We start from the raw sequence: 22,594 nt of genomic DNA on the forward strand, positions 1-22,594 counted from the left end.
TAAATGTTGACAGTTCATTTGCATAGGGCACAGATGCTTCATCGCGCAGGAGGGCAGGCATGGCAGGGCAGCACTGTGGGGAACAGCACCGGGGGGAACAGCGCCGGTGCACAGCGATCGTCTCTTCCGCGCATCTTGCCGACGGCGCGGCGCCGACCCTGTCGGAGCTGGAATTCAGCCTGACGCTCGCCGCCACGGCCTATCACCGCTGGATCGCGCGCTGTGCGGCGGCCAGCGGGATGGCGCTGGCCCCGCTCGAAGTGCTGATCCTGCACACCGTCCGCCACCGCGACCGGCCCAAGCGCATGGCCGATATCGCCCTGGTGCTCGATATCGAGGACACCCACCTGGTGACTTATGCCATCCGCAAGCTGGAAAAAGCGGGGCTGGTCTCAACCCGGCGCATGGGCAAGGAAAAGCTGATCGGCGCCACCGAGGCGGGAATCGCCTTCTGCGCCACCTATCGCACGATCCGGGAAAGCGTTCTGGCTGAGCCGGTTGCCGCCGATGGCCCGGACGCCGCCGCGCTGGCCCAGGCCGCCAGCGTGCTGCGCCGCCTGTCGGAGCGGTACAACCAGGCGGCGCGCGCCGCCGCAACGCTCTGAGCGGCGCTGCGATGCTGGTCCTGTCGGGCATCGTCATCATCGTCGCCGGCTTTGCGATGCGCGTCCATCCGCTGCTGGTGGTCACCGTCGCCGCCTTTGCCAGCGCCGCAGCGGCCGGCATGGCGCCGCTTGCGGTGGTCGCGCTGATCGGCAAGGCTTTTGTCGATGCGCGGTTCCTGGCGGTCGCCTGGCTCGCCCTGCCGGCGATCGGCCTGCTCGAACGCGCGGGATTGCGCGAACAGGCGCGTGCCATGGTGCAGCGCTTGCGAGGCGCCACCGCAGGGCGCGTGCTGCTCGGCTATTTCGTGCTGCGCCAGGCCGCCGCCGCGCTGGGCTTGACGGCGCTGGGCGGACATGTGCCGATGGTGCGCCCGATCGTCGCCCCGATGGTGGAAGGCGCGGCAGAGCGCGATGCCGAGGCGCCGCTTGATGAAGACGAGCGCCAGCGCCTGCGCGCCCATGCCGCCGCCGTTGACAACATCGCGCTGTTCTTTGGCGAGGACGTGTTCATCGCGGTCGGCTCGATCCTGTTGATCCGGGCGATCCTGCAACAGGAAGGCGTGACCATCGCGCCACTATCGGTGGCGCTCTGGGCGATCCCCACCGCCCTGGCGGCCCTGCTGATCCATGGCCTGCGCCTGCTCCGCCTCGATCGCAAGGCAGCGCGATGATCGGGCTCGACGCCATCGGCCTTGCCGCCGCCGCGCTGCCGGCAACGGTTGCCCTCCATCATGCGCTCGATCGGCACGGCGCGCGGCGCTGGCGCAATGCCGCGTTCTGGGCCGCATTTGCCACCACCCTCGGCGCCGGCCCCTGGCTGCCCGATCTGGCCAATGGATGCCTGGTCCTGGCCATGGTGGCACTGGCCACGCTCGGCCTGCGCCCCGGTGCGGTGACCAGCAGCGACGAGACCACGCGCGCGGCCGGCGCGCGTCGCTGGGGTGCGCGGCTGTTCCTGCCAGCCCTGGCCCTGCCGCTGGTGACGCTGGGCGGCACGCTGGGCCTGCCCGATGGGCGGATTGCCGGCATCGCCCTGATCGAACCCAAGCAGGTGACGCTGGCCGCGCTGGTGGCTGGCGCCGCCGTCGCGCTCGGGCTCGCTCTGCTGCTCACGCGCCCGCCGCGCGGCACCACGCCGGCCGAAACGCGCCGCCTGGCCGATGGCATCGGCTGGCCGATGATCCTGCCGCAGATGCTGGCTGCGCTGGGCGGCGTCTTCGCGCTTGCCGGCGTGGGCAAGGTGGTGGCCGACGGCGTGCTCGGCGTAGTCGCGGTCGATACGCCACTGGTCGCCACGCTGGTCTATTGCCTCGGCATGGCGCTGTTCACCATCGTGATGGGCAATGCCTTTGCCGCGTTCCCGATCATGACCCTGGGCATCGGCGTGCCGATCCTGATCCACAAGCTGGGCGGTGATCCGGCTGCGGTCGCGGCGCTTGGCATGCTGTCGGGCTTTTGCGGCACCCTGCTCACGCCGATGGCGGCCAACTTCAACATCGTGCCGGTCGCCGCGCTGGAGTTGCGCGATCGCTTTGCCGTGATCCGCGTCCAGGCGCCCACGGCGATCCTGCTTCTGGCCTTCAACATCGCCGCCCTCGCTCTGCTCGCCTTTCCCGGAACTCCACGATGACTCCAGATCTTGCCGCCCGCTTCGCCCGGATCGCGCTTGGCCATGTCGAGCGGCCCTATCCGCACAAGGCCGACCACGTGATGGACGGCGATGCCGACAGCTATCGGCCGCAGGCGGTCCACCCGATCTTCTACGGCAGCTTTGACTGGCATAGCTGTGTCCACGGCTACTGGCTGCTGGCACGGGTGCGGCGGCTGTTCCCCGATCTTCCCGAAGTGGCCGCGATCGACGCGCTGTTTGATCGCGCGTTTACCGCTGCCAAGGTGGAGGCGGAGCGCGCCTACCTCGATCGCCCCAGCGCGCGCGGGTTCGAGCGGCCCTATGGCTGGGCCTGGGCACTGATGCTGGCCAGCGAACTGATCGTGCAAGACAGCCCGCATGCCGCACCGTTGGCGCCGCTGGCCGATGCCTTCGTCGCGCGGTTCGAAGGCTTCCTGCCCAAGCTGGTCTATCCCGTGCGCGCGGGTGTCCACGCCAACACCGCCTTCGCGCTGGTGCTGGCCGAACGCCATGCGCGGGTGACCGGAAACACTGCGTTTCGCGCCCTGCTGCGGGACCGCGCCGAGGCCTGGTTCGGGCAGGACCGGGCCGCGCAGGCCTGGGAACCGAGCGGCGAGGATTTCCTCTCCCCCGTCCTGACCGAAGCCCTGGCGATGCAGGCGCTTTTGCCTGCCGACGCCTTTGCGCCGTGGTTTGCCGCGTTCCTGCCAGACCTTGCCAACAGCCAGCCGGACACGCTGTTTGCGCCCGCGCAGGTCAGCGACCGCAGCGACGGGAAAATCGCCCATCTCGACGGCCTCAATCTCAGCCGCGCCTGGGCCATGGGCAGCCTTGCCAGCGCAGTGCCCGGCGCGGCCGGCGCCGTGCTGCGCGAGGCTGCCGCCCGGCACCTTGCCGCCGCGATCGATGAAGTCGCGGGCGACTACATGGGCGAGCACTGGCTGGCGAGCTTCGCCATGCTGGCGCTGACCGGAACCGACGGCGCCGTTGCTGCATAAAGGAGACGCACCCATGCCCCATGTCGACGCATTCGATCACATCGTTCTCAACGTGCGCGACGTCGAAGTAGCGGCCCGCTGGTATGGCGACGTGCTCGGGATGCAGCGCGAGGACCGCGCCAGCCCTGGCGGGGCCACGCGCACCAGCCTCCATTTCGGCCAGAACAAGATCAACCTGCGCCCGATCTCGGCAACGCAGGAAGACTGGTTCACCGGCCACGCGCCGACACCGGGCAGCGACGATCTTTGTTTCCTGACCCAGGAGACGCCCGACCGCGTGGTGGCCGACCTGGCGCGCCATGGCGTGCCGATCGAACTCGGCCCGGTCACCAAGGCTGGTGCACGCGGACCGATCCGCTCGGTCTATGTGCGCGATCCCGACGGAAACCTCATCGAGATCGCGTCCTACCCCTGACCCATCACATCGGCTCGACCCGTAGGGCCGAAACGATCGCTTTCCCGACCAGCGGACGGAACCACAGGTCGAGGCCCCCTGCCTTCACGTCGACCGGGAAGCTGCGCTCCAGCGCCGAAGTGCGGCCTGCCCCGGCGGCAGCCAGATCGAGCTTGCGCAGCATCGGCTTGCCATTGGCCAAGACGTCGAAACGCCGCTCCCCCGGCCGCGCCGAAGGCTCGATGAACGTGAGCGACACGCGATAGCGGCCGGGGCCAACCGGCATCCGGTAGTGGAACGCGCCCTCGCGATACGTCGCGGCGATGGCACTGTCGGGCGTGCCGGCGATCACCACGGGCTTTTGCGGCTTGCCGTAGTCCGCCGGTTCCACCACCGTGCCGGCCTCGCCGCCATCAAAGAAAGCGTCCGAGCCATGCCGCCCGTTGGCGCTCGGGCCGGCGACCAGCGTGCCGCTGTCGATCCGATAGGCCCGCGCGGCATCGGCACCAAGCTGCCAGGTCAGGCTGTCTGCCACGCTGCTGGCACCAAACTGTCCCACCGCGCGCACCACATTGGCGCCTTCGCGCAAGGCGATGCCCGGCCAGGTGCAGACGTGCTCGGGACAATCGGCGCGCGTGCCGATCCTCACGTCGTTGACGAACAGGGTGGTCTCCGGCGCGTTGGAATAGACCCGCACATCAGTGCTGGCATAGGCGCGGTCACGGTAATGGCGGCCGGTGACGTAGACCGTCGGCTGCTTGCTCCAGTTCGCCTTGTAGAAGTAGAACACGTCCTTGCGGGTCTGGTGGTCGTAGTCGATCATCCCCTTGGTGTTGATGTCCACCGCATCGCCTTCCTGGCGCACGGTCGAGGCGAAGTCGAACCCGGCCCAGATCCAGGTGGCCCAGAGATAGGGCTTGCGCGACAGCACCGCCCAGTTCTGTTCGTGGACGTAATCGAGGATTTCCTCGGGCTGGTTGCGCCCACGCGAATCGACCGGGCCGCCCAGGACATTGTCGGTATGGATCGAGATCGCGCCGCCCGCGCCATATTCGGTCACGGCCAAAGGCTGGGCCGGGCGCTTCTGGCGCAGCGCATCGAGGTTTTCCGAAACTTCCGGCGCCTTGCCATAGTACCAGCCGAAATAGCGATTGGCCCCAGCCACGTCGACGGCAGTGGCGGTGATCGGCACGTCGACACCGGCGCCGAACAGGCGGCCTTCGCAGCACGTTGCCAGCGCGGTCGGCCGGCTCGGATCGAGCCGCTTGGCCAATGTGCCCAGTTCGGCCAGCAGCGGCGCGGGATCGGGCGGCGTACCGCTGCCGCCGGTCAGGAACATCGGCAGGGAGTTGCCGAAATCCACTTCGTTGGCGATGCTCCACACCGCCACCGAGGCATGGTTGCGGTTCTGCGCGATGAGTTCGGCCAGTTGTTGCCGCGCGTTGGCGCGCAGCCCATCTGAAGCGGTCTTGGCGCCGCCCAGCGTCCATTGCGAAACCAGCGGTATCTCGTCCCACACGATCAGGCCCAGGCGATCGGCCAGGTCATGGATCGTCGCGCCATGCTGATAATGGGTCAGGCGGATGCTGTTTGCCCCCATCTCGCGCAGGGTGCGCACGTCTGCCTCGACATCGGCGGGCTGGATCGCCCAACCGTGCGCCTCGTTGTCCTGATGATAGCCGACCCCGCGCAAGGGATAGGGACGGCCGTTGAGAAAGAAGCCCTTCTCCGGGTCGATGGTGAACTGGCGGATGCCATAGCGCTGGTCCAGCCGGTCAGCGACCGAGCCGCCACGGGTGACGATCTCGGCGCGCAGCGTGTAGAGGTAGGGATCGTCGACACCCTGCCACAGGTGCGCGGCCGGCAACGCCAGCGTGGCCTCTGCCATGCTCGCGCTACCACCTGCCAGGCGCAACGGGCGCTCTACCGAAGCGGCGACTGCCCCGCTGGCGTCGAGCAGCGCAAGGCGGACCAGCGCGGTCTTCCCCGCCCTGCCGGCATTGACGACGCGGGCAGACAGGTCGATCTGTGCGCGGCCACCTTCGATCGAGCGGGTGGTGGCATAGACGGCCGGCCCGCCGGAATCGAGCATGTCGAAATGCAGCGCATCGGTGGTGACCAGGCGCACCGGGCGATAGAGCCCGCCGGGAACGAAGAAGTCGCCGGCCAGCGGCAGAACATCGGCCGTAGGGCTGCCCGGGGCAGGCTTGCTGTTGTCGGTCTGCACCACAAGGACGTTGGCCTTGCCCGGAATCAGGGCATCGGTCGCGTCGAGGCGAAAGCGGGAATAGCCGCCATGGTGTTCCCCCAGCCGCTGCCCGTTGAGCCAGACCGTGGCAATCCGGCTGGCCGCGTCGAACTCCAGCCAGACCCGCTTGCCCGGCGCCGCGGTGGGCGCGGTGAAATGGAGGCGATACCAGCCCTGCCCCTGGACCTTGTTGACGTCTTCCGCCCGGTTGATCCGGCCTGGCGTGCCCGGCCCGTAATAGCCCACCCGGTTCCAGCTATGGGGCACCGAGACCACTTGCCAATCGGCGTCCGCATAATCGGGTGCCTGGGCCGACGCATCCAGCGTGCCGAGTTGAAAGCGCCAGCCATCCTTGAGTTCGACGGTCTGGCGAACGGCCGGCGCCGCGTCAGCCTGGGCCGCCGGCGCCGGATCGGCCAGCGCCGGATGGCCAAGGCCGGCGGTGACCAGGGCGGCCATGGCCGTGGCTTGGAGAAGCGTCTTCATCGGAAACCAGTCCTTCCCTGCGGAGCTGCCGCAACGATGTTCGCAGGAGCCGCCGGGGCGGTCTCCTGCGAGCATGTCATGTCCTTGATCCAGGCTTAAAAGTCGAAGCGCAAGTTGAGGCCGATCGTGCGCACCGAGTCCAGACCGAATTGCTGGGTATAGCTCAGCTTCGGGCTGGCCTGCCCGCGCGCGTTGCGGGCATTGGCATCCCCCGAGTCCACGCCGATCGCGGTGGGCGAAATCTCGTTGGTGCAGTTCTTGCAGAACAGCGAGACGCGCAGGTTGTTGCCGACACGGGCGCCGACATTGGCGCCGAACACATCGATCGGTGCCACGAACGTACCCGGCGCCTGGTTGATGGCATAGAACACCGAGGAGCGGTGATACCAGTTGCCCTCGATGAACGGCGTCACGCTGCCCCGCGTCGGCGCTTCATAGCGCGCCTGCACCGTGGAGGTGAAGCTGGGCGCAACCGGCAGGCGCAGGCCGGAGGCATCGAACAGGCTCACGGTGGCCGAACAGCCCATCGTGGTCTGCGTGGGATAGCATTGCGCGCCGGCAAAGCTGTCGAACTTGGACGAGAGCAGCGAGGCCGAACCGCTCAGCGTCAGGCCGGTGAACGGCAGGACCGTGACATTGGCCTCGATACCCTTGGAGGTGACCTGCGCCGCGTTCTGGACAACGAAGGTGGCCAGCGTCGGATCGAACGACTGCACCTGGAAATTGTTGAACTTGGTGTGGAAGGCGGAAATATTGAGCACGAGGTGACGGTTCAGCAGGCTGGACTTCACGCCTGCCTCGGCGGTGTTGGAGGTTTCCTGGCGCACCACGACATTGGCAGTTGCGGTGGGGAAACTGTCGTTGAAGCCCGGCCCCTTGTAGCCCCGGCCATAGAAGCCATAGAACATCACCGTCGGCGTGGCCTGGAACTGGGCACCCAGCTTCCAACTGAAATCGGTGTTGTCATAGCTGGACGTGAAGTGCCCGCGTGGGCCGCTCAGCGTCTGGTAATAGTTGAGGCGGTTCTGGTAGAGATCGAGATCGATCTTGTCGTGCGTCACGCGGCCGCCGGCGATCAGCTTGAAGGCGTCGGTCACGGCGTAGGTCAACTGGCCGAACGCGGCATAGCTCTTGGTATCGAGCACGTAATCGCGATCACTGCCGACCTGCGCCACGTTGCTGCGCGTGCAGGTGGACGGCAGCGAAGCGATCGGGCCGACGCAGAAGCGGTTGATGAGATTGGCAGCGGAGCTGTAGGAATTGCCACCAAGCTGGCGATGCTGGTCGAGCGAAGACTGCATGTAGAACAGGCCGACCTGGCCGCTGAGCCGGTTCTGCGCGGGCAAGGCGATCCGCAATTCGTTGGAATATTGGTCATAGCGCGCCTGCGTCGCATTGATATTCAGGCCATTGGCCGAGAGATAGTCGCCATCGACCGCCTGGTTCTGGGTGTAGAAGCGCCAGGCAAACAGGTTGCTGATCTCGATCCCTGAGTTGAGGGTATAGGCCAGCCGCGCCTGCGCCCCGCCGGTCTTGATGTCGCGGAACTGGTCTGCGTCGCCACCGTACTCGAAATTCCTGGCGCCGGCGGTGATGCCATCGGCTGCGAGCGGCGCGAGATTGGTGCTGTCGGGCGCCACCTGGCGATAGGTGTTGTCGAAAATGCCGGCAATGCCGTGGTTCTCGTTGTAGTCGGCGATCACATAGAGATTGAGCGCGCCCAAATCGGCCAGGTACTTGCCCTTCAGCGAGTAGCTGCGCGCGTTGAGATCGTGGCGCGTGCCGGCGTTGGGCTTGCCAACGTAGGTCGTCGCCGGTTCCTGGTAGGAATAGAGACCGCTCAGGCGCAGCGCCGAATTGGCCGTCACCGGGATATTGAGGGTTTCGCGGGCAATGACACCCTTGGCCGAACCCGAGGCGCCAGGCGTTTCCCGACTGTCCAGCTCGATGTTCGTGGAACTGGCATAGACGCCGAGCTTGGGACGCGCGGTGACGATGTTGAGCAACCCGGCCGAGGCGTTCTTGCCGAACAGCAGGCCTTGCGGCCCGTTCAGCACTTCCACGCGCTCAAGGTCGTTGAGCAGCGGACTGTTGAGCAGCGGACGGCCGAGATTGACCTCATCGATGGCAATGGCAACGCTGCTGTCGATCGTGCCGGCAAACGCCAGGGTGCCGATGCCACGCACCGCAAACGAATTGTCGGTACCCACCTGCAACGAAGGCGCCGCGCGGGCGATCTGGGTGAGATCGTTGAGGTTTTGCGACGTGATCTGATCCGCGCTCAGCGCGGTCACGCTGACCGGTACGCGCTGGATGCTTTCGCTGCGCCGCTGGGCGGTAACGATGATTTCTCCGGGCGCGGCAGCCTCAGCCGCCCCGGAGCCGTTCGTCGTCTGCGCGAAGGCGGGGGCAGAACCTGCCAGGATGGTTGCTGACAGCAGCGTGATGGCAACGGATGCGCGCATGTTGATCCTCTTCCCTGCAATGGTGCCAATTTTGGCCTTACCATTTTCCGATGGCCGATAGACCAATCTTTGTAAACTAAATAGATCGAATACGTTTTCATTCACAAACCTGATGGATCGCAATCCCTGGCTTGCCATCCACAGGCCCGATCGCTTGCCGCCAGCTCGGCCAGCAAGCCCTGCGCTCGGCCACGAGCGTCAATCTGATAATATACATTTCAATGATTTGTTACAATTCACGATCGATGGATCGCCTTTCCTCCACATGCTTCGATAGAAATTTGATTTCCTTCGCGCGCGAAGCACCCTATCAATTGGCCCGACCAATAAGCCAGCAGTGCCCGGCATGGCCAATCGGCACCATAATTTTGGTAAGACATATCTGCGGGATCAGCCAATGGCGCATCAATGCGGTGGCAGCATGCAATGCCCGCAAGATGGGCAACAATAGCGGAGTGCTTGGGCGGAGCCATGCAGCAGCTTGGCCGGATCAACCTGCGCGATGGGGAGATATCTGTGTGATGGGTGAGCGAGCACGGCATCGGCACTTCGATCGACAGCCAGCGCGCCGCCCTGATCCCTGCGGCGCTGCGCCTCTGCGACAGGCCATGGCCAGCGGCGTGCCCCTGCTGGGCTATATCCACTGGTCGCTGCTGGACAACTTCGAATGGATATTTGGCTACAAGCCGCAATTCGGCTTGGTCAGCGTCGATCGGCAGACGTTCAAGCGCAGCCTCAAACCCAGCGCCTTGGTGCTGTCACGGATCGCCCGAGCCAACGGTGTTCCCGCCGACCTTGGCTGAAAGATGCGCCCCGCCAGGCCGTGGCGGGGCATGGTATCGTGCCGATTTTCCGAAACGCCTTGATCACCCGGCGGCATAGGCCCGCAGGAAGCAGTCGACCGCTTCGGCAATGCCGGTATCGGCCGGGAATTCCATCGGTGCACCGAACAGCATGGGTTCCATCACCCCGGCTTCCAGCAAGCCCTTGAGGTGCCCGGCGGCGAAGTGCGGATCGCATGGGCGCAGCGCGCCACGTTCCACCAGGGCGCGCATGTAGGTTTCCACCGCCCCCCAGCCCCGGCGCGGACCCAGTTCATACAGTTCAGTGCCCAGCCCGCTGGCGGTGCCTTCGGCGATTGCGGTGCGCGTGATCGCCAGGGCATCGGCGGACGTGAGCAGCGCAAGGTAGGCATGGCCGAAGCGCACCAGCACCGCGCGCAGATCTGTATCCTCGGGATCGAGCAGATTGAGCAGGCCCTGCGCCTGTTCTTCCATCGCCGCGATCATGGCGGCGGCAAACAGCGCCTCCTTGGATTTGAAGTAGCTGTAGAGCGTGGCTTTCGAACCACCCACCCGCGCCGAGATCATCGCCATCGAGGCGCGCTCGTACCCCACCTCGCGGAACAGATCCTTGGCGATCTCCAGGATGGCCTCTCGCCGCGTGTCGGATTTTACCCGCATCTTTTTCTCCTTATCTGAACCCAACTGTACACTTTTCCGTTGACGGCGCAAGACTCGAAGAATACTGAACCGTTCAGTACGGTTATTCCGCCGGAGTCGTCCCATGCTTTTCACCGCCCGAACGCAGGAATTCCGCCGCGCCTCCGCGCTGGCCCTGCTGCATGCACCTGCCCCGTCCGATCCACCGCAGCGCCTGCCGCTGCGCCCCACGCTGGCCCTGGCCGTGGCCGGCCTTGCCCTGCTGACCGGCGGCTGCGCGGTGCCCCCGCCCCGCGCGCAACTGGCCACCATGGCCACGCCCGAAACGCTCGGCACGCGCCAGAGCCTTGCCCCGGCAGCCGGAACCCCGGCCGCGAACTGGCCGTCGGACGGCTGGTGGCAGGCCTATGGCGACAGCCAACTCGACGCGCTGATCGCCGAAGGGCTGGCCGGCGCCACCGACTTGCGCGTGGCGCAGGCCCGCTTTGCCAAGGCCCAGGCCGTGGCGGGCGAAAGCCGCAGCGCGCTGCTGCCCACCCTGACCGCCGGGGCGCAGGGTGGCTTCACCCAGCAGAGCAACAACTATCTGTTTCCCCATGGATTGAGTCCGCGCGGCTGGCCCGATTACGGCCAGGCCTCGCTGAGCCTGTCCTGGGACCTGGATTTCTGGGGCAAGAACCGCGCCGCGCTGGCCGCCGCCAAGTCTGACGCGGCAGCGAGCGGGGCGGAAGCGGCCGCCGCGCGGCTGACCGTATCGGCCGGCATTGCCGCCGCCTATGCCGATCTGGCCAGCCTCTATGCCCAGCGCGATGCCGCAGTCGATGCCGTGACGGTACGCGAGAAGACGCGCGACCTGATGGCCGATCGCCAGCGCCAGGGCCTGGAAAACATGGGCGCGGTGGAACGCGCCGCCTCGTCGCTCGAAACCGCGCAAGGCGATCTGGCCAACCTGGACGAAAGCATCGCGCTGGAGCGCAACCAGATTGCCGCGCTGATGGGCGCCGGCCCCGATCGCGGCTTGTCGATCGCCCGGCCACAGATCGACCTGGCCAAGTCCACCGCCGGCCTTCCCGCCAACCTGCCAGCCGAACTGATCGGCCGCCGGCCTGACGTGATCGCCGCCAAGCTGCGCGTGCAATCCAGCGACAGCCGCATCCGTCAGGCGCACGCGGCGTTTTACCCCAGCGTCAATCTCGCCGGGCTGATCGGCATGCAGGCGCTGGATATCGGCAAGGTGTTCCAGGCCGGATCGGATTATGGCTCGGTCGGCCCGGCGCTCAGCCTGCCAATCCTCGATGGCGGGCGCCTACGCGCGCAATATCGCGGAACCGAGGCCGACCACGACGTCGCCGTGGCGCAATACGATGCCACGCTGGTCCAGGCCCTGCACGACGTGGCCGATGCGGCCACCAGCCAGCAGGCGCTGGGCCAGCGCCTGGCCCGCGCCCAGGCGGCCGAAGTTTCCGCCCAGGCGGCCTGGACCGTTTCCAACAACCGCTATCGCGGCGGCCTGGCCACTTATCTCGACGTGCTCAATGCCGAAGATTCCTTGATCGCGGCGCGCAAGACCGTCGCTTCCCTCAAAACCCGCGCTTTTGCCCTCGACGTCGCCATGGTGCGCGCGCTCGGCGGCGGCTTCCGTTCGTGAAAGGATCCCTGCGATGACCGTGATGACCAAGGTTGCCGACGCGCAAACCTATCTGGACGAAACGCCCGATCGGGCACCGTCCGCCGCCAAAACCCCGTCCAATCCTCGCCGCGCCCGCCTCTTTGCTGGCCTGGCCGGTGCGGTGGCGATCGCCTCCGTTGGCGCCTGGGGCTACGAACATTTCGTGGCGGACCGCCACGTGGTGACCGACAATGCCTATGTCGGTGCGAACCTCGCGCAAGTGACGCCGCAGATCGGCGCCCCCGTGGCACAAGTCCTGGTGGACGACACCCAGACGGTGAAGCGCGGCGACGTGCTGGTGCGGCTTGACGATACCGATGCACGCATTGCCGTGGCCCAGGCCGAAGCGCAACTGGCGCAGACCGAGCGCAAGGTGCGCGGCCTGATGGCCACCGGCAGCGGGCTGACCGCGATGATCGCCAGCCGCGCGGCGGACCAGGCCCGCGCCGATGCGCAGCTCGCCTCGGCCCAGGCCGATCTGGACAAGGCACGGATCGATCTGGATCGGCGCCAGGCGCTCGTCGCTTCCGGCTCGGTCTCGGGCGAGGAACTGACCAGCGCGCGCAGCGCCTATGCCAGCGCGCTGGCCAACGTGAAATCGGCCCAGGCCGCCCGTGCGCAGGCCGCTGCCAACCGGATGAGCGCCACGGGCGATCGCGATGCCAACAGTGCGCTGATCGTCGATACCACGGTCGACACCAATCCCGAAGTGCTGGCCGCCCGCGCCACGCTGGACCAGGCTCGCGTCAACCTGGAACGCACGGTGATCCGCGCCCCGGTCGATGGCGTGGTGTCCAAGCGGCAGGTGCAGGTGGGGCAGCGCGTCCAAGCCGGGCAGACGCTGATGACCATCGCTCCGCTCCAGGCCGCCTATGTCGATGCCAATTTCAAGGAAGTGCAGCTTGCCCACGTGCGCCCCGGCCAGCCGGTGACGCTGACATCGGATCTCTATGGCGATGACGTGACCTTCACCGGCCATGTCGTGGGCTTTGCCGGGGGCACTGGCTCGGCCTTTGCCGTGGTGCCGGCGCAGAATGCCACGGGCAACTGGATCAAGGTGGTGCAGCGCCTGCCGGTGCGCATCGCGCTCGATCCCGCGCAACTGGCCCGCCACCCGCTGCAAGTGGGCCTGTCGATGACCGCCGATATCGCCGTGAAGAACTAAGCGTTCGGCGCTCCTTTCTGGGAAGGCTTTGGCCATGTCCACATCCCTTGCAATGGCAGGCCGCGCGCTGACTGCGCGCGAGCCGGCCGGCCCACTCACCGGGGGCAAGCTGCTGCTGGCAGCGCTGGCCATCGGCCTGGGCAATTTCCTGGTCGTGCTCGATACCAGCATCGCCAACGTCTCCGTCTCCACCATTTCCGGCGCGCTGGGCGTTTCTTCCACGCAAGGCACCTGGGTGATCACCTCCTATGCCGTGGCCGAGGCGATCACCGTGCCGCTGACCGGGTGGCTGGCCAATCGGTTTGGCGTGCAGCGCGTGTTCCTGACCTGCTACCTGGCCTTTGCGGCGCTGTCGGTGTTCTGCGGCCTGTCCGGCTCGCTGGGCATGCTGGTGCTCGGCCGCGTGCTGCTGGGCTTTGTCGGTGGGCCGATCATGCCGCTTTCGCAGCTTTTGCTGCTGCGCGTGTTCCCGCCGGAAAAGGCCACGCTGGGCACCGTGCTGTGGGCGATGACCACCCTGGTCGGCCCCATCGCCGGGCCGATCCTGGGCGGCATCATCTGCGACAACATGACGTGGAACGACATCTTCTTCCTGCCGGCGGCCGTGGCCCTGCTGGGCGGATCGCTGGCATGGTTCATGCTCAAGGGCCAGCCCGACCCGCGCGCGCCAGCCACGATCGACAAGGTGGGCTTTGCCCTGTTGGTCATCTGGGTCTCGGCATTCCAGATCATGCTCGACGAAGGACGCAATCTCGACTGGTTTGCGGCTGCGGAAATCCGCTGGTTGGCGGTGATTGCCGCGATCGGTTTTGCCGCATTCCTGATCTGGGAATCCACCGAGGAAAATCCGGTGGTGGACCTGCGGGTGTTTCGCCATCGCGGCTTTACCGCCGCGGCGCTCACCTTCGCCGTCGGGTTCGGCGCGTTCTTTGCCAGCATCGTCGTCATCCCGCTGTGGCTGCAACAGAACATGGGGTACACCGCCACCTGGTCAGGTATTTCCACCGGGTTCATGGGCGTGCTCGCCATCGTCTGCTCGCCACTGGTCGGCGGGGCGGTCAACCGCTTCGACCCGCGCATGATCGTGTCGGTCGGGCTGCTGGGACTGGGCGCCATCAGCGCCTGGCGCATGGGCTTCAACCAAGATGTCACGTTCTGGCAGATGGCCCTGCCCACCTTGCTCACCGGACCGTTCATGGTCATGCTGTTCATTCCCGTTACCGGCATTGCCATGGCCAGCGTGGAGCCTCATGAGCAGGCCAGCGCGGCGGGCCTGTCCAACTTCATGCGCACCATGGGCGGGGCGATCGGCACCTCGCTGGTGCAGACAAGCTGGACCAACAGCGCGCGGTTCAATCAGGCGGAACTCGCCGGGGCCATGGCCAATGGGCAGCAGGCGATCGACAACTTCGTCTCGGGTGGCTTTACCCAGAACGGCGCCACCAGCACGCTGACGAGCATCGTGGAAGGACAGAGCGTGATGCTGGCCACGCTCGACGTGTTCGGCGCGGTTGCCCTGTGTTTCGGCTTTGCCGCGCTGCTGATCTGGTTGGCGCCAAAGCCGCAAGGCCCGATCGATACCAGCGGCGGCCATTAAATCAGGCATGGGCCCCTTGCCGCCCATCTTGATGCCGTGATCGATCCGGCTGCGATGGCACCCTTATGAAACATTGGGTTGCACGCGGTGGCCGGGTCGATTTTACACCAAGGCATGAAGCCAAAGCGGGGTTCGCGCGTTCAAACCCAGGATAGCAGCCCAGAGCAGGAAAAGCCTATGACCACCGTCGCCGAAGTGATCGTTCAAACACTCGAAGCGGCGGGGGTCGAGCGCTGCTACGGCATTCCTGGCGACACGCTCAACCACATCACCGATGCCATCCGGACAAGCGGAATCCGCTGGGTCCACGTCAGGCACGAGGAAGCCGGCGGCTTTGCGGCCGGGGCCGACGCGATGCTGACCGGCAAGCTTGCCGCCTGTGCGGGTTCCTGCGGCCCGGGCAGCCTGCATTTCATCAACGGCCTGTTCGAATCCCACCGCAATCGCGCTCCGGTCGTGCTGATCGCCAGCCAGATCGTGCGCGACGAACTGGGTTTCGACTTTCCGCAGGAAGTCGATTTCAAAGCGGTCTATGCCTCGTGCAGTGTGTTCTGCGAGGAAATCCGCACGCCCGCGCAGGCCCGGCGGATGACGGCGATGGCAGCGCAAGCCGCCCTGGCCAAGCGCGGCGTGGCCGTGCTGATCGTGCCCGCCGACGTGTCGAGCGCGAAAGCCGTGGATGAACCGGAATTTTCTGTACATCACGCCACGCCCGTCGTTCGCCCGGCGGACGCGGAACTGGATCGCCTGGCTGCGGCGCTCAACAGCGGCGGGCGGATCGCGATCTACGGCGGATCGGGGTGCGAGCAGGCGCACGATGCCGTCGTCGCGCTGGCCGACCGGCTGCGCGCGCCGGTGGTGCGGACCTCGCGTGCCAAGGACTTTCTCGAGCACGACAATCCTTTCGATGTCGGCATGACCGGCATTTTCGGCAGTGAATCCGGCTATCACGCGCTGGTTTCCTGCGACGTGCTGCTGCTGCTGGGCTGCGACTTTGCCTGGCGGCAGTTCTATCCCGAGAAAGCCACGATCCTCCAGGTCGATCTCGACGGCACCCACCTCGGCCGCCGGCATCCGGTCGATATCGGGGTCGTTGGTGACATCGCCCCCACCCTCGAGGCCCTGTTGCCACGGCTCACCCCGCGCGACGACAATGCCTTTCTCGACGAATGCCTCGAACACCACCGCAAGGCACAAGCCGCACAGGCAAAACACGCCAAGGTCGGCAAGGGTGGCGCAATCCACCCGCAATATCTGACCGAGACCATTTCGCGCCATGCCGCGCCCGACGCGGTGTTCACCGCAGACGGCGGCTCGCCCATGGTCTGGTCGCTGCGCCACATCGCCGCAACCGGCCGCAACCGCACGGTGGTGAGCCTGACCCATGGCACGATGGCCAATGCCATGCCGCAGGCGCTGGGGGCCAAGGCCGCCTTTCCCGATCGGCAGGTCATTGCCCTGTCCGGCGATGGTGGCCTTGCCATGTTGCTGGGAGACCTGTTGACCTCCGTGCAGGAAAAGCTGCCGATCAAGGTCGTGGTGTTCAACAACGGCGCGCTCGACTTCGTGGAAATCGAGCAGAAAGTCGAAGGCTTGCTCGACGCCTATACCGAACTGGTCAATCCCGATTTTGCGCGCGTTGCCGAAGCGATCGGCTTTCGCGGGCGGCGGGTGGAACATGCCGAAGACCTTGATGCTGCTGTCCAGGCCTGGTTGCAGGAGCCCGGCCCAGCGCTGCTCGACGTGATCACCGACCGTTACGAACTGGTCATGCCGCCGGCGGTCAAGCCCGGGCAAGTCGCGGGGATGGCGCTCTACTCCGCCAAGGCCGTTCTGGGCGGACGTGGCCGCGATGTGGTCGGGATCATCCGGAACCTCATCGCGTGAGCGGGCGGCCCACGCTCGGCCAAGCCCTCTCGCGCGATCATGCGCTATCGCGCAATGTGTTGCTGTTCGTGGCGCTGGCCGGAACCATCGGGTCCATTGCGGCAGGCCTGGACCATCCCCGCGCGTGGTGGCTGCTGGTGCTGTTCGTGCCCTTGTTGCTGATCACCGTGATCGACCTGGCGCAGACGCACCATTCGCTGCGCCGCAACTATCCGGGGTCTGCTCGCCTGCGCTGGTTCTTTGAATGGCTGCGCCCGTTCCTGCGCTCCTACATCGTCGAAAGCGATCTCGATGGGCGTCCGTTCAGCCACGACGAGCGCGCCCTGGTCTATGCCAGGGCCAAGGGCGACGTATCGACCCATCCGTTCGGCACCGAGCTCGACGTCTATTCCGAGGAATACGAGTGGCTGGCCCATTCGATGGCGCCGACACGCCAGGCCGAGCGCTATACCCGCGTCACGGTCGGCACCGACCAGTGCAGTAAGCCCTACCAAGCTGCGCGGCTCAACATTTCCGCGATGAGTTTCGGCGCACTCAGTGCGAATGCGATCGAAGCGCTGAACTTGGGCGCAAAGATCGGCGGCTTCTATCATGACACCGGCGAAGGCGGCCTCTCGCCCTACCATCTCAAGCATGGTGGTGACGTGGTGTGGGAAATCGGTTCGGGCTATTTTGGCTGCCGCGACGCCAAAGGGAATTTCCACCCCGAGCACTTTCGCGAACGCGCCGGGCACGATGCCGTGGTGATGACCGAGATCAAGCTGAGCCAAGGCGCCAAGCCCGGACATGGCGGCTTGCTTCCCGGTGCCAAGGTCACCGCGGAAATCGCCAAGATCCGTGATGTCCCTGAAGGCGAGGATTGTCTCTCGCCGGCCTATCACACCGCCTTTTCGACCCCGCGTGGCCTGCTCGAATTCGCCGCCCGGATGCGAGATCTATCGGGCGGGAAGCCGGTCGGCATCAAGCTTTGCGTCGGCTATCCGCACGAGCTGTTTGCAGTGGTCAAGGCCATGGTCGAGACCGAGATATTGCTCGATTTCATCGTCATCGACGGAGCCGAAGGGGGCACCGGCGCCGCCCCGACCGAGCTTTCGGATCGGGTAGGCATGCCGCTGCGCGAAGGGCTGATGCTGGCGCGCAATGCCCTGGTCGGCGCCAATCTGAAAGGGCGGGTCAAGCTGGCGGCATCGGGCAAGGTCAATTCCGGCGCCGCGATCGCGATGAATGCGGCACTCGGCGCCGACTGGTGCAACGCCGCACGGCCGTTCATGTTCTCGCTCGGCTGCGTGCAATCGCTGCGCTGCCATACCGATACCTGCCCAACCGGCATCGCCACCCAATCCTTGGCCCGCCAGCGCGGTCTGGTCGTGCCGGAAAAGGCGGAGCGCGTCGCCCGGTTCCAGAAGGCAACGCTCGACGCCTTGCACGACATCGTGGTTGCAGCCGGGCTGAGCACGCCGGATGAATTCACGCCCGACAGCCTGCGGCAGCGGATCAATGCATCGGAGATGCGCTCGTTCGACGAACTCTATCCCTTCGTCGCGCCGGGCGAATTGCTGGACGGTGCGCGCGATCCTCGCCTGGCCGCCTGGTGGCGCCAGGCCGACCCGGACAGCATTGCCAGACGCGCGTGATACCGGTCCATCAGCATGGCGTCGTCCTTCTTGTCTCAGTTCAAGGAGGTCGCTTTGCTGGCCCTTTCTTGCAGGAGATGATCGCAACGGCAACACCGTATTCTGCATGCTTGAGAATGAACGCCGACACTCAAACCAGCGCTGCATGCTGTTCCGTAACGTTTTCGCAAATGGCAAAAGCCATGCCCCAGTTCAGTCCGCTGATGTAACCGCCCCCCGGACGGGCATCACGTCTCGACGTTGTCCTTCCACAGCGTGTCGAAGCGCGGCAGCTTCAGCGCTGCCGACGGTCGCAACCTGGCGTGGGAAGATATCTTGCCCGAATTGGCCCAGGGCGTGAATGTGAGCAAGAGCGCGGCGGCAGACCTGCCCGCAGGCGGCTTTGGCGGAGCGGGAGTCCGCCTTTCAAATAGATATTACAAATATCTATCAAATACTTATGCCGAAAGCCAAGCTGATCTTCTACCACAGTTTATACCACAAAATCGCGAGTGACGTCAGTTTTGCGGTTTCTGATGCAGTTTACTGTGCCAATTTGCGCCATGCAATACTATTCTGTGCCGGACCTCAATCAGGGCATCGCCAAAGTGAAAATGGGTCATAAACTGCCCTCCCCCGTATACCCGCCGATCAGAGGTCGATAGAGAGCCCGCCCCTCGGTGTCGCCACCACGAATGACAACCTCTCGATCCCGGATCCCTGTTTTCAATGCCACCTTCCACGGCCGCAATGCGCGGCAAGCGTTCAGCCCAAAAGCCTGCCACTGTCACATCGACCAGCCGCCCCGGACCAAAGGCAGCGCCGGTTGTCGAATTTCCCGAACCACTGTTCACAGACTGGATCGATCCCGGCACCTTTCATGATGCTCTTGCCCTGCACATGCAGCGCCATGGCGACAGCTGCTGGCAGTTATGGCGTGGCATCATCCGGCCCGGAGACACATTGAACAGGCACACGATCCAGAACTGGGTCGCGGGCACCCGCATTCCGCGCACGCTCTCCAGCCTGCAAATGCTGGGCCGTATCGAGCATCGCTATCGCCTGCCAGAAGGGTATTTCCGCGCAATGTTGCCACATCAGACCCGCGCGCCGGGTGGCCTGAAAATCAAGGGCGTCGCCAGCTCGGAACAGCGCCGCCTTGCTTGGCACTTGCCCGATGATTTCAACCAGCGCCCCTTGAAGGAACGCAACGACATCCTTGCCTGGGTGCGTGAACACGTCCTGTCGGGCGCCACAGACTACCGCCGTTTTCAGGCGGCCGCGATGAAACAGCGCTACGCCATTCGCTTTCCGGCCCTGACTGGCCGCCGATCAACCGGAAACATTATCCCCGATGGCGTCGATCCGGATTTGCTGGTCGCCGCCAGAGATGCTCCGCCCGGCCTTGCCAAGGAAATGGCTGACCTGGTACGTTTCAAGACTGCCACGCTCACCACCATCGGCTTTCGCCGCAGCGGGGTTTGGAACGAGGAGACCTCGGCCCAGAAAACTGAGCACTTGGGGCTGATGTTCGGCGCGCTGGCCGCTGCCCCAAAGGGAGAAGTGGCGGGCTTCGGCGTCCCATTGGCCGATCTGAGCTTCGGGCTGCTGATCTTTCCGACGGTTTGGGACTGGTACGTCCAATGGCGCGAGCGGCGTCGCGGCTTCTACACGGGCTGGGAGGCCGACATGCTGCGCCTGATCGGTTCGTTGACGCGGCCCGAAACGGGCTGGATCCGTCAGACACCGCGATTGGCGGAGCGGCTTTGCCCGATCCCGAATCTGAATTCAGCAGAGGAGATCGAGGCTGCGCGGCAGGGCTGGGAAGCCGCCTGCGACACCATCCATACCCATGTGCTTGCCCGCGCACGCGAAATCGAACGCGTTGCGCAGGTCCATCGTGATCCCTTCGAACCGATCCTGCCCATCCTCGAGGCCGAGAGCCCGGTCGGCGAATATCGCAAGATCACGGAGGAAATCCTGCGCACCTTGCCCGACGAGCGTCGCTACCCAAGGCAAGCCGCCGAGGCGATCCGGTCCTTCCTCATGCTGCGTCTGGGGCTGCACCTCGGCCTGCGAAAGAAGAACCTGCGGCAATTGATGGTCTGTCTGCCCGGCAGACCTCCCCGCACCGAACGCCAGCTGGAAAGTTTGAAACGCGGCGAAATCCGCTGGAGCGATCGCGCCGGTGGCTGGGAGGTGCTGATCCCCGCCATCGCCTTCAAGAATGCGGATTCCTCGTTTTTCTCTGGAAGGCCTTTCAGGCTTGTGCTGCCCGATCTGGGCGATCTCTATCGGCATCTGGCGGCCTATATCGAAAGGTATCGCGCGGCCCTGCTGGCTGAAGCCGAAGACCCCGGCACGCTTTTTGTGAAAACCGTGAAGGCCACGAGCCGCGATGCCGCTTATGACCAGAATACGTTTTACGAAGCTTGGCGCTTGGCCATCCAGCGCTATGGCATCTGGAACCCTTATACCGGCCGGGGCGTGATCAAGGGGCTGTTGCCCCACGGCCCACACAACATCCGCGATGTGCTGGCCACCCACATCCTGAAACAGACCGGTTCCTACGAACAGGCCAGCTATGCCATTCAGGACACGCCGGAAATGGTAGCCAAGCACTATGGGCGTTTCTTCCCTCAGGACAAGGCAGCGCTGGCGGCCACCATCCTGAACCAAGTCTGGTTGGCAGCTTGAATTACGCCGCTCGACAGGATGGCGTTACAGCGCCCCCGAACGGCCACGGCGCCCATGGTGGCACGATCTCTGCGGCACTCGTCACGATGTCATGCTGCACCAAGATGCCGCAACGTGGGCAATGCCGAGTTGCCTTTCGCACAGTATGGAATGAGGCCGCTTCACCAAATCTGGGTATGAGATCTACGGAGGCGAAGGCTGCCGACCAGCATTTCTTCCTGCACCGCACCGACAGGAAGACACCTGCCTCCGCGCCCTCAGTCAAGGTAAGATTGCGCAAGCGCACCTGCTGGCGGCGGGCGATATCGTGCACGGGCAAGTGCTGCGCCTGCTCGGGCCATTGATTGCACAGCTTCGCACCCCCGCGCAGCAGACGTTGGGCCCATACTGTTTCAGCCAGCAAGGCCGCCGCTCGCGTCTGATGCACCTCCAGCACCCGGAAAATCGGCACCTGCCCCGCTGCGATAATTTCCGCCATGCGCGCATAGACGTTGGTCGGCGGATTGCCCGGCGCCAAGGCCTGCCGTACATGGCTGGCAATCCGCTTGGCAATATTCGCTGTCTGGCCAACATAGATCGGCGCGCCAGGCAGGATGCCATCGAGATCAACCTCGCGGGGATCAAGGATCATGTAGTTCACATAGGCGGCATCAGGCACCAGTTCCGCAGTATGCGCCGCCATCGCCCTGACCCGCGCGTTCAAATCCCCAATCATTGCAGTGTCCTTTCCGAGCATGTCCAATCTCGAAAAGCACCCGCCCCCTTCGCCTTTACCCGGAAACTCTGCCGCATCTCAGGCATACGGCCATCTACAGCCGCGTGCCGATAGCCATCCGAGTTCAAGATCTTGCGGTCGACCAACAACTGGCGCAAAATGCCACGATGTTAGGTGAGACCAGTCTTAGGCGCAGATGGACAGAAGATGAGACGATCCTCGCGCTCTACCTCTATTTCCAACTACCCTACGGGAAATTGCATTCAGGAAATCCAGAAATTCGGGAACTTGCGGAGGTGCTCGACCGCCCCAGCAATTCGATAAAGATGAAGCTGTGTAACTTCGCCAGCCTCGACCCCAAGATCACCGACAGCGGGCGCAAAGGGCTAGCCGGCGCATCCAGGCAGGACAGGGATATCTATGCGGAGTTCGGCCACAAATGGTCTGCGCTGGTCGCACGCGCCGAGGCGCTGTGGGCTTTGCGCGTCACCTCTTCGCAGAATAAGGCGAACGCCCCTGTGCCCGAGATGAAGGCGAACGAGTTTCTTTTCGAACCCTATCAAGGTGCATCGACCACTCAAGCTTGGGTTAACCAACGCGTTGGCCAAAACTTTTTCCGGCGTGCCGTGCTGGCCAATTACGAGGATCGTTGCTGCATCACCGGCATTGCCGAACCTCGCCTACTGGTGGCAAGCCACATAAAGCCTTGGGGCAAGGACGCCGAAAACCGCCACAATCCGGCAAATGGCCTCTTGCTGTCGGCCACGCTCGACGGAGCGTTTGACCGCGGCCTGATTACCGTGGCGAAGAATAGGAGAGTCTTGGTGTCGCGTTACTTACGGGAAAGCTCGAGCCAGCCGACCCGCGACTATTTTGGGCAATTCGAGGGGGTGACATTGCGCCCCGCGTTGCGCTTCGATCCAGAGCCGCAGTTCCTAGATTGGCACAACGAAAACTGCTTTATCGACGCCTTGGCTAGGTAA

Annotated in this window: 17 protein-coding genes and 1 pseudogene; 14 read left to right on the forward strand and 4 right to left on the reverse strand. The window is 65.0% G+C overall.

The window, feature by feature from the left end; genetic code table 11:
• Positions 1-59: 59 nt before the first annotated feature.
• The 5 genes from IE191_RS13525 to IE191_RS13545 are packed head-to-tail and all read left to right on the forward strand — an operon-like array spanning position 60 to position 3,648.
• Positions 60-605, forward strand: coding sequence for a winged helix DNA-binding protein (locus tag IE191_RS13525; RefSeq protein WP_191324896.1), 546 nt, complete (start codon positions 60-62; stop codon positions 603-605).
• A gap of 11 nt (positions 606-616) precedes the next feature.
• Positions 617-1,276: a 5-oxoproline transporter, DUF969 family subunit gene (locus IE191_RS13530; protein WP_191324897.1), complete on the forward strand. Its 660-nt coding sequence runs from the start codon at positions 617-619 to the stop codon at positions 1,274-1,276.
• Positions 1,273-2,235, forward strand: coding sequence for a 5-oxoproline transporter, DUF979 family subunit (locus IE191_RS13535; RefSeq protein ID WP_191324898.1), 963 nt, complete (start codon positions 1,273-1,275; stop codon positions 2,233-2,235). Before IE191_RS13530 ends, IE191_RS13535 begins: the two co-directional genes overlap by 4 nt.
• A complete protein-coding gene (locus IE191_RS13540) occupies positions 2,232-3,233 on the forward strand; it encodes a DUF2891 domain-containing protein (RefSeq protein ID WP_191324899.1) in 1,002 nt (333 codons plus the stop codon). Before IE191_RS13535 ends, IE191_RS13540 begins: the two co-directional genes overlap by 4 nt.
• Positions 3,234-3,246: 13 nt before the next feature.
• Entirely contained in the window at positions 3,247-3,648 is a 402-nt protein-coding gene (locus tag IE191_RS13545; protein WP_191324900.1) for a VOC family protein, read from the forward strand.
• A gap of 4 nt (positions 3,649-3,652) precedes the next feature.
• Here the strand turns inward: IE191_RS13545 and IE191_RS13550 are convergent, their stop codons facing one another.
• Entirely contained in the window at positions 3,653-6,361 is a 2,709-nt protein-coding gene (locus IE191_RS13550) for a glycoside hydrolase family 2 TIM barrel-domain containing protein (protein ID WP_191324901.1), read from the reverse strand.
• Positions 6,362-6,456: 95 nt separating this feature from the next.
• Positions 6,457-8,826, reverse strand: coding sequence for a TonB-dependent receptor (locus tag IE191_RS13555; protein ID WP_191324902.1), 2,370 nt, complete (start codon positions 8,824-8,826; stop codon positions 6,457-6,459).
• A 525-nt stretch (positions 8,827-9,351) separates the two neighbouring features.
• Between IE191_RS13555 and IE191_RS21355 the strand changes: the two are divergent.
• Positions 9,352-9,629 (forward strand): annotated as a pseudogene (locus IE191_RS21355) (family 1 glycosylhydrolase); the annotation flags it as partial.
• A gap of 63 nt (positions 9,630-9,692) precedes the next feature.
• On the opposite strand, the gene IE191_RS13565 reads toward IE191_RS21355, so the two are convergent.
• Positions 9,693-10,289: a TetR/AcrR family transcriptional regulator gene (locus IE191_RS13565; RefSeq protein ID WP_191324903.1), complete on the reverse strand. Its 597-nt coding sequence runs from the start codon at positions 10,287-10,289 to the stop codon at positions 9,693-9,695.
• A gap of 103 nt (positions 10,290-10,392) precedes the next feature.
• On the opposite strand from IE191_RS13565, the gene IE191_RS13570 reads away from it, so the two are divergent.
• The 7 genes from IE191_RS13570 (at position 10,393) to IE191_RS13600 (ending at position 20,896) form a co-directional block, all read left to right on the forward strand.
• Complete coding sequence (locus tag IE191_RS13570) at positions 10,393-11,916, forward strand: efflux transporter outer membrane subunit (RefSeq protein WP_191324904.1); 1,524 nt, start codon at positions 10,393-10,395, stop codon at positions 11,914-11,916.
• A 22-nt stretch (positions 11,917-11,938) separates the two neighbouring features.
• Entirely contained in the window at positions 11,939-13,102 is a 1,164-nt protein-coding gene (locus IE191_RS13575) for an HlyD family secretion protein (RefSeq protein WP_191324929.1), read from the forward strand.
• A gap of 34 nt (positions 13,103-13,136) precedes the next feature.
• Positions 13,137-14,699, forward strand: a complete 1,563-nt coding sequence (locus IE191_RS13580; protein ID WP_191324905.1) for a DHA2 family efflux MFS transporter permease subunit — start codon at positions 13,137-13,139, stop codon at positions 14,697-14,699.
• Positions 14,700-14,876: 177 nt separating this feature from the next.
• A complete protein-coding gene (locus IE191_RS13585; RefSeq protein WP_191324906.1) occupies positions 14,877-16,586 on the forward strand; it encodes a thiamine pyrophosphate-dependent enzyme in 1,710 nt (569 codons plus the stop codon).
• Positions 16,583-18,220, forward strand: a complete 1,638-nt coding sequence (locus tag IE191_RS13590; RefSeq protein WP_191324907.1) for an FMN-binding glutamate synthase family protein — start codon at positions 16,583-16,585, stop codon at positions 18,218-18,220. The genes IE191_RS13585 and IE191_RS13590 overlap by 4 nt, the downstream gene beginning before the upstream one ends.
• 255 nt (positions 18,221-18,475) lie before the next feature.
• On the forward strand, positions 18,476-18,715 hold the full coding sequence (locus IE191_RS13595; protein WP_191324908.1) for a hypothetical protein: 240 nt from the start codon (positions 18,476-18,478) through the stop codon (positions 18,713-18,715).
• Positions 18,716-18,949: 234 nt separating this feature from the next.
• Complete coding sequence (locus tag IE191_RS13600; RefSeq protein WP_229815367.1) at positions 18,950-20,896, forward strand: hypothetical protein; 1,947 nt, start codon at positions 18,950-18,952, stop codon at positions 20,894-20,896.
• A 1-nt stretch (position 20,897) separates the two neighbouring features.
• Here the strand turns inward: IE191_RS13600 and IE191_RS13605 are convergent, their stop codons facing one another.
• Complete coding sequence (locus tag IE191_RS13605) at positions 20,898-21,632, reverse strand: GIY-YIG nuclease family protein (protein WP_191324910.1); 735 nt, start codon at positions 21,630-21,632, stop codon at positions 20,898-20,900.
• 83 nt (positions 21,633-21,715) lie between these two features.
• Between IE191_RS13605 and IE191_RS13610 the strand changes: the two genes are divergently transcribed.
• The gene (locus tag IE191_RS13610; RefSeq protein ID WP_191324911.1) at positions 21,716-22,594 is read left to right on the forward strand and encodes an HNH endonuclease; all 879 of its coding nucleotides are present in this window, start codon (positions 21,716-21,718) and stop codon (positions 22,592-22,594) included.

The sequence above is a fragment of the Novosphingobium pokkalii genome (genome assembly GCF_014652855.1).
Classification (GTDB): domain Bacteria; phylum Pseudomonadota; class Alphaproteobacteria; order Sphingomonadales; family Sphingomonadaceae; genus Novosphingobium; species Novosphingobium pokkalii.